At 40.7% G+C, this 8662-nt stretch carries 6 protein-coding genes; all 6 read right to left on the reverse strand.

Annotated elements, in window-relative coordinates:
* Window positions 1-23: 23 nt before the first annotated feature.
* A complete protein-coding gene (locus U1E44_RS15350; RefSeq protein WP_322931993.1) occupies window positions 24-1277 on the reverse strand; it encodes a dihydroorotase in 1254 nt (417 codons plus the stop codon).
* Entirely contained in the window at window positions 1274-3196 is a 1923-nt protein-coding gene (locus U1E44_RS15355; protein ID WP_322931994.1) for a BatA domain-containing protein, read from the reverse strand. Before U1E44_RS15355 ends, U1E44_RS15350 begins: the two co-directional genes overlap by 4 nt.
* Window positions 3197-3316: 120 nt before the next feature.
* The gene (locus U1E44_RS15360; protein ID WP_322931995.1) at window positions 3317-4327 is read right to left on the reverse strand and encodes a glycosyltransferase; all 1011 of its coding nucleotides are present in this window, start codon (window positions 4325-4327) and stop codon (window positions 3317-3319) included.
* Between the two features lie 249 nt (window positions 4328-4576).
* Entirely contained in the window at window positions 4577-5269 is a 693-nt protein-coding gene (locus tag U1E44_RS15365) for an SGNH/GDSL hydrolase family protein (protein WP_322931996.1), read from the reverse strand.
* A gap of 12 nt (window positions 5270-5281) precedes the next feature.
* Window positions 5282-6916 carry a PQQ-dependent sugar dehydrogenase gene (locus U1E44_RS15370; protein WP_322931997.1) on the reverse strand — a complete coding sequence of 545 codons (1635 nt, stop codon included), beginning with the start codon at window positions 6914-6916 and terminating at the stop codon, window positions 5282-5284.
* 50 nt (window positions 6917-6966) lie between these two features.
* The gene (locus U1E44_RS15375; protein WP_322931998.1) at window positions 6967-8460 is read right to left on the reverse strand and encodes a S10 family peptidase; all 1494 of its coding nucleotides are present in this window, start codon (window positions 8458-8460) and stop codon (window positions 6967-6969) included.
* Window positions 8461-8662: the final 202 nt, after the last annotated feature.

Raw genomic sequence — 8662 nt, forward strand, 5'->3', positions numbered from 1 at the left:
TGAAATATTTAGGGTAAATATAGTTAAATGACCATAGTATTTCCAGAAAATACGCCATAAACCTGCCCTTTAAGTTGAGTTCCTAAGAACATACTGTTTTTGGATGTAGAAAGAATATGCCCTACATTGAAAACATAGGACGTATCCGGGTCAAATAGCGTCATATTGGCAGCTGCACCTTCCTGAAGTTTCGGGGTTTTTATGCCGAAGCGTTCTCGTCCTTTGGTTAAAAGTGTTATCGCCCTAGGGGTGTCCAAGATGGTGTTGAGGATGCCAAAGGCAGTTTCTAAGCCCAAAGTACCCGGCATAGCTAGATCAAATTCAATTTGTTTTTGCTCAATAGCTACCGGTAAATGATCTGAAGTAACAAAATCTATAACTCCGTCTTTAACACCATTAATCAGCGCTTTAATATCTGTTGAAGTACGTAATGGAGGCATCACTTTATATGCCGTTTCAAATTCTTTTAAGACCTCATCCCCATAGAAAAGGTTATGCAGTGCTACACTACAGCTCACGTTTAGCCCTTTTTTCTTGGCTTCGGCAATTAAGCTCACGGCCTTGGCTGTAGAAATGGTAGGTATATGAAGTTTGCCCCCTGTATATTCCAATATAAATAAATCTCTAACCATTTGGAGTTCTTCTGCCAATGCCGGGATACCTTTGAGCCCCAAGTGGGTAGAAACTTCACCCTCGTTTACTACACCTTTTCCTGAGATTGCCGCATCTTGGGGAAAAGAGTGTATCAATCCATCAAAATTTTCTGCATATTGCAAGGCTATTTTTAGCAGATTGGAATTGCACAACGGGTTTTTATAATCATAAAATCCAACTGCTCCGGACTTTTTCATATCAAATAGTTCGGCGAGTTGCTTTCCTTCCGATTTTACAGTAACGCTGCCCAAAGGATGTAATCGTGTCGCCTGCCCCTGGGCTGCATTTTTCAAAAATACGATATCCGCGCTGCTGTCCGGAACAGGGTAGGTGTTGGGATTAAGTACAATATCGGTAAATCCGCTTTTAGCCGCCACCTGTAAACCATGGGCAATGGTTTCTCTTTCTTCATAGCCCGGTTCGCCAAAGCTAACACTACTATCAAACCAACCCAGAGAAACGTGTAAATTGTTGAAGCGGATAACTTTTGTATTGGTTTCTTCCGTTATTTCTGAGGCGATTTTAGAGATCACTCCATTTTCAATTAAAATATCACGTGTTTTAAGATGATGACCCTTATTAGAAGCATCGATAATCTTAGCGGATTTAATAAGTGTATTCATTTTACTATTTTTTGAATCAGGATTTCTGTCAGCATAAAAAGTAAGGCTAAAATAACAAACCATTTCCATAGCTGCGTAATCCTATTTTCCTTTTCTAAATCCTTAAAAAGTGATGCGACCGATTGATGCACCAGTTCTGCCGGAAGTTCTTTTTCCGGAATATAGGTAAGCTCACTTTCTTTACGCATAAAATTGAAGCTACTTTTCTGTAGTGTTGCTTCTCCTTTTCGTAACGTATATATGCCCGCTTCTGTAGGGTTGTCTTGCAAGGTAATACGCACTCGGTTCGCAAACGATTGCTGCAAGGGTATAAACTCAAAATCGTCTTTGTCCATCCTCAGAATTTCGTCCTTTTCTAAAACCACGGGAATATCCAGTTGGGTAGTTTGCCCTAGCGTATGGTACAAGTCGGGTAATTTTAAACTGGAACTACCCATTTTGTACAGCGTGGGGACGATTAAAGGCGAATTTTTAAAATTGGAATTCTCTTCGGAGAGAGACGCTGTAAACAGATACGTGCCCATATCGCCTGCGAGAAAGGGTTCTTTATTTTCAAAGTAAAGGATGCCCGAAGCTCGCGTTTTTATTCGGAAATAGGAGGCTACACTAGGATATTCAAAATTGGTTACTTTCTTCTCAAAAACATTCCGGAACAATGGATGGTCGTACGCAATGGTCGTTATTTTTTTATCAGAATTTATTTTCTCCTCTATCGACGTGGTATAGAAATTAGGCAGGAATGCATTATAGTTCGATACATCGGTGTCTAATGCAGGAATGATAACCAAACTACCGCCTTCTGCCTGAAAAGATAGTAAGCTGTTTTGTAAAGGTGTAGGAAGCGCATCAAGTTCGTTTAGTACAATAAGGTTTTGCGAAGGTATGAGGGCGTAATTTAGATCTTTGATGCCAAATTTTTGAAGCGTAAGCACATCATCAGTAAAAATGCGTTCTAAGAACGTTGTATTGCCGTCGCCAATGAGGAGCACCTTTATTTTTTCTTGCGCATTGATATTAAAGTAAAATTGATTGTCATAGGCTAACCCGGTATCTGATAGGGTAATTTTACCATCTATAATTTCGTCTGCCGGAAGTGTAAAGGCTAGCAGCGCTTTATTTTGTTCGTCGAAAAAGGCAGCCGTTTTGGCAATGAGCACGTCGCCGTTAAAAAGCGACACCGGTACACTTTCTACAGCATAGTTGCTAGAAAGTACGGCTTTAAGTTCTCTGTTGGTAGCACCCGTATTTTCCACATACACAGAATCTATGGCAATATTATCAGTTGCGGTAGGACGTAACTGCACCGCATACTTTTTCGCAAAACCCAAGGTGTCTATTTGGGCAGATTGCATGCGTTTCTGAAAATCGGAAATTAAAATGATGTGCTTTAAGGTGCTAGAATTTTGACGAAACAAAGTGGCTCCTTTCAGAAAAATATCGTCTAACCCCAATTGGTTAGGTGTAAAAGGCAGCGCGAGTAATTCGTTTTGTATTTCAAAAATAGTAACATTTTGAAACACTCTAGTGTTGGTAAAAATGGTTAGCTTTTCATCTTTTGGTACTGTAGCTAGCAAATCTTGTACCGCCATTTCCAGTAAAGTACCGTAATCTGTTTTGGCTTGCATGCTAAAGGAATCATCTAAATAAACAACCGTCTCTCTAGCCTTTAAGGCATTTTCTGCCATAAAAAAGGGTTGGGCAAAGGCAACTATCAAGGCAGCAAGCAGTAGTAGTCGGGTGCAAAGCAACAACCACTTTTTTAAAGTGCTACTTTTTCTAGATTCCGATACTACCTTTTGTAAAAGTTTTACGTTCGTAAAAGGCGTTTTTTTGAATCTACGTAATTGAAAAAGATGAATGAGTATAGGAATTAGCAGTGCGAGTAAAGCCCAAAGAAGTTCCGGATATTTAAACTGCATTTCCAATTTTGATTTGCCAAATATAGTAAAATATGATCTTACATTATAGGCTTATTCATCGAAACTTAGGCCTTGTTTATAAACTTGGTAAAGACGTACGGTACGAGATTTCAATAAAATCTAGCAAAAAAAGAAGGAATCCGTCGTGGCGGTATATCCTAAACCGTGTAAGTGATTTCGAATGTGTTTTTGAGCGTCGTAATTGGCAACGGTAATAATACTTTGAGGTTTTTTTAGTTGACTTAGCACATTGAAATGAAGCATTTCTATACCATATATTTTTTTGCCAATCTTATTCGGATTATCGCAAAGCCAATAAAAATGAATTTGTGACTCAATAAGCTTTTTAGCAATGCTTTTGCCTTTACCGCCTGCACCCCAAAGCACCAAGGGTCGCTCTGCATCACGATCGAGCTTTAAAAAATAATACAGTTTTATATCCAGAAAATAATTCTGAGCGTAATGCACACTGGTTCGGGACGTTCTATGGGCATAATCTCGCCACAAATGTAAGATTTCGGAGCAAGGAATACATTGTAGTCCCATTTCGTAAAAACGAAACGCAAGATCATAATCTTCAGGATATCGATCCAAATCAAAGGCATTGCACCGATCTAAATCGGTTTTATACACCATCCAGCAAGGAGAAGGAATAACACATTCCTTGTAAATTTCGGTGTAGTTGGTGCCGTTTTGCGTTAACCCATTAAGCCATTTTTCATAGCGGGCATATCCGTCGCTAATACCGCTTTTTGAAAAGTAGCGTACCTTACCTATCGCCACATGTCCCGCACCTTTACGCAGTAAAGACGTTGCCAACACGTTTAGTTTGTTGGCGGTCATTATATCATCAGAATCCATGCGTGTAATAAGATCCCCGCAGGACGCTTTATACGCCGTTTGTAATGCCGGGATAATCCCCTTTCCATGATTAGAACGAAGTTTAATATTTGAATGTTTCGTTGCATACGATTGTACTAGGGACCAACTTTCATCTTCGGAACCATCGTCTACCGCAATTATTTCCCAGTGGGTATAGGTTTGGTTAAGAATTGAATCGAAGCATTCGGGCAGGAATGCAGCTGTATTCTTAAAGGGTATTAGAATAGAAATTAGAGCAGTTTGCGACATTTACATCGGTTCATCCTAAAACAACCAGGTCTGAGAAAAACTTCAATCTAAAGATTCCCCGACCCAAGGGTCGGGGTTTCCTATTTACCTCTCCTTTGGAGAGGTCGGAACTGTCTTTTTGCAGTTCCGGGTCAGGTGAAATGCAAAATTTCGATTTTTGGCCCAAAGGCCAAAATGAAACTGGCCAAATACCCCTATGGCTTGCCTCGCGGATAGTCAGTTTCAAGAAATTTTTTATTTATACAGCGATCAATTGTTGCCAAGCGCCTTTTCAATAGCTTTTAACGCCAAGGGTTTCATGATATCATATCCCTTTTTATTTGGATGAACCCCATCATCGCCCAAATCCTTTCTGAGTCCGTTCCGGGCATCAGCCATGGCCGAAAAATAATCTACATAAACGATGTCATTGGCGTCCGCGTATGTTTTTATAAGTTGGTTTAAAGCTACTATTTTTGGCGCAGGTTCTAACCCGGGTTTCCAAGGATAATCAAAGGCCGGTACTACGGAGCACAAAACAACCTTAATACCGTTGGCTTTGGCCAATTGCGACATCGAGATGATGTTGTCCCGAATCATTTCTATGGTAGAAGGACCAGTATTTCCTGCAATGTCATTGGTGCCCGCTAAAATTACGACCACCTTGGGTTGCAGGGCAATCACATCCTGACGAAAACGGACCAACATTTGCGGCGTGGTTTGTCCACTAATGCCTCGGTTGACATACGCCGGATTCGCAAAAAAATCAGGATCAGCAGATTGCCACCCAATAGTTATGGAATTCCCCATAAAAACGATACGATTTTTATCTGTCGTAGGTGTTTTCAATTTTGAATTTGCCTCTTTAAATCGATTTAAATCTGCCCAATCTTGGGCATAGGATGAGGCCGGAAAGATCATTGCCATAAGCAGTACAATAAAAGTGATGTTACGATGTACCATGTGTATTTCAATTTAATTAAGTCCTTTGCGCTGATGTTTAATATCTGCCGGAACAATAGTACCCTTTGCTTCTCCAAAGGCAACTCTAATATAGTTTAAGATATTGGTTATTTCCCTATCTTCCAAATTGCGATACGACGGCATTTCTCCATGATACTCAATGCCATTTACCGTAATGGGTGTTTGTAATCCGCGCAAAGTTACATCAATTAAACGGCTTACATTTCCGGAGACCCATTCACTTTGTACTAATGGCGGAATTTGCCCCACATTTCCGGATCCATTTGCTCTGTGGCAGGAGGCGCAATGGGTTAGGTACGACGCCTGTCCTTTCTCAAGTTCCGCTGTGGTCGCATTAAAATTAAAATTTTCTGTAGGAAGTGTAATTGGCCCTTTATGCGCTAGTACAGGCACCGGATTTTTTAGCGTAGCAAGTTGTTTTTGCATGGCTTTGTTGGCGATTTCAATTTTTAATATACGATCGCCATTGGCAGTAGATAGGCTATCGTACATCCAAGGTTGATGTCCCGGATGCCAATCCAAATTGCTGGTGGCAATATATACCTCACCTTCAGTACCCACTGCTACATCCCTAATTCTACCAAAAGTACGGTAAAAATAAATTTCCTCTGCCTCAATGTTGTCGCCGTATTCATCGAGTTGAAGCACGCGTAAGGCTTGCCCTTTTAAGGTAGCTAACAAAAGACTGTTGTTCCATTCCGGGATGCTCGTGTGGTCGTAATATACCAATCCGGCAGCCGCAACGGTGGGTGTCCAAGCAAAAAGTGGTTCTTCAATGGCAACATCCGTGCAATAGGTTTTTTCCCGTTCTTGGTCACAAAATCCTTCTACGTTGGGCCAGCCATAATTGCCTCCTTTTACAATAATATTAATTTCATCGTCGTTATTTGGACCATGCTCAGACGCATATAGTTTAGCGTTGCCAAAGGCAATACCTTGTATATTCCGATGCCCCATACTCCAAAGCAAAGAATTAGGATAAGGGTTGTCTGCCGGTACAGTGCCATCGAGTTCCATCCTCAAAATTTTTCCATGGTAAGACGCTATGTTTTGCGTAAGCGATATGCTGCCCGCATCTCCGGTACCTAACCACAGTTTCTTATCGCTAGTAATGATCATTCTTGAGCCATTGTGATAGGTGTTGCCTGGAATACGATCTACTACCGTATAGGCATCCTTTAACTGTTTGTCTTCAAAGGTATACCGTACAATTTTAGAGAAAATTTCATCATTGTAGTGTGCATCTTTAACAGCATAGGTATAATGGATAAAAACATAAGGGTTATACGCAAATTCCGGATGCAAAACCATGCTAAGCAAGCCGGTCGATTTTCTATAAAATACATCGGTAAGCTGCATTAATTCCTCTATTTTGCCGGTAGCCAGATGTAGTCTGCTTATGGTTCCTTTCTGTTGTGTAAACCAAATCCAGCCCGATTCCTTCGTTTCAAGATCCCAAGGCACTTCTAAGTTGCGAGCAACTTCGGTGACTAGTAAGGTTGTATTGGCTAGGAGTAAATGGGCTACATAGCTATTTTCATCAAATTTTTTTTCAGGAGGTTTACATGCACCAAACAACAACAAGTACATAAGCACACAGAAACCACAAAAAATGCTTTTGAACATGCTCCAAATGGAAGGTATTATGTTAATTATCAATGTCCTCAAAAGTTGCCTTAATACTTGGCCGGTTTTCCATTGGCAGCCGTTTGCTTAATAAATTGACGAAGGTCGTTGTTCGCATTTTGTAAATCTTCTCGCCGTAAATACATCATGTGACCACTCCGGTATCCTTTAAAACTAAAACGATCTTTTAGGCGTCCACTGGGATCCGTTTGCCACATACTGTATTTGGTGTTGAAATAATTGGTAGCTCCATCAAAATACCCTGCCTGGTAGAGTACATTTAAATACGGATTCTGCGCCATGGCTTGTCGTAAATCGTCTCTAGTGGTATCGTCTTTATTGTCCCACGGATGTACAGGACCAAACATATAATACTTTATATCTGTCTTAAATTTGAGTTCTTCTTGTAAATAATAGTTAATGGCCGGGGTAAAAGAATGCAGCCAAGAGGTAAGCTCGGCACTATAGTCGGGGCCGGTACCGGACAATTGCCTGTCTAGGCCAAGATATCTCGAATCTAACCTTCCTGTAGTGTACCCCGATGCATCGCGCAATAATGCCTTCCAAAAATAACGGGTAGGAACTACTAAATTATGTTCTAAAATCTCCTTTTCTGTAAGTCCCGAATAATAGGCCATTTTCTTAGCTACTGCCTGCTTTTCTGCCTCGGAAATGAATCCTCCTTTGGCAAGAGCCGGAATTAGGGTATTAATGGTATATGCCTCCGATTCCGGAAGGATCTCTAACAAGTCTTTTTGTTGCAATTCGGGCACCAATGCCTTATGATACCAAGCAGTGGCGGTGTAATAAGGAAGGGTAATGGCACTGGCCGTAGGGTCATCGTTTCGAAGTACTTTATAATCAGCCGGCGAAACCATAATAACTCCATTCAAGTACATCCATTGTTTGTTTTGAAGTTCCAAGGCCAAACCGGCGACACGAACGCCCCCATAGCTTTCACCAATAATATATTTCGGGGAGTTCCAGCGATTATTTCGGGTAACAAACGTATTAAGCCATTCTGCCAAATAGGCAATATCTGCATTAATTCCAAAAAATTTGCTGCGATCTACCTCCTTACCACTTTCAGGGATCGTTCTGGAATAGCCCGTGTTTACAGGATTTACATATACAATATCGGCCACATCTAAAATAGAATACGGATTTTCCTTTACACCGTATGGCTGCACCGGATACCCTTCATCATCAATTTTTAAAACCCGAGGCCCGGTATAGGCAAGGTGCATCCATACCGATCCCGAACCGGGACCTCCGTTGAAGGATATCACCAATGGCCGCTCATCCCTACTCCTAATATTATTCCGAGTGTAATACGTGTAATGTAGCGAAGCAATGGGTTGGCCAAGCTCATCCCATACGGGTTGGGTACCTATTTTGGCTGTATAATTAATGAGTGTACCGTTAATAGTGACGCTATTTTGGGTAACCACGGTAGTATCTACGGGGAGTTTTCTACCCTGAGCAAAAGTGGTTGGCACTAGACCAATAACAAACAGGATAGAAAGACATATTTTTAATTTCATGGTAGTTTTATTTTGATGTGGTCTAAAATAAGAAAATAATTCTTTGTGTGTAGGTACATTGCAACTATCTTTAGGGGTACTACTAGAATGGTGAATGGTTAAGGGTTAATTGTGAATGGTTAATATATAATTTCCCCCAAAAATAGGACAGTAATTTAAGTTTAATTTTTTATTCTAAATTTACTGTATTATGGAACGCAGA

This window comes from Aurantibrevibacter litoralis (assembly GCF_034651555.1).
Taxonomy (GTDB): domain Bacteria; phylum Bacteroidota; class Bacteroidia; order Flavobacteriales; family Flavobacteriaceae; genus Aurantibrevibacter; species Aurantibrevibacter litoralis.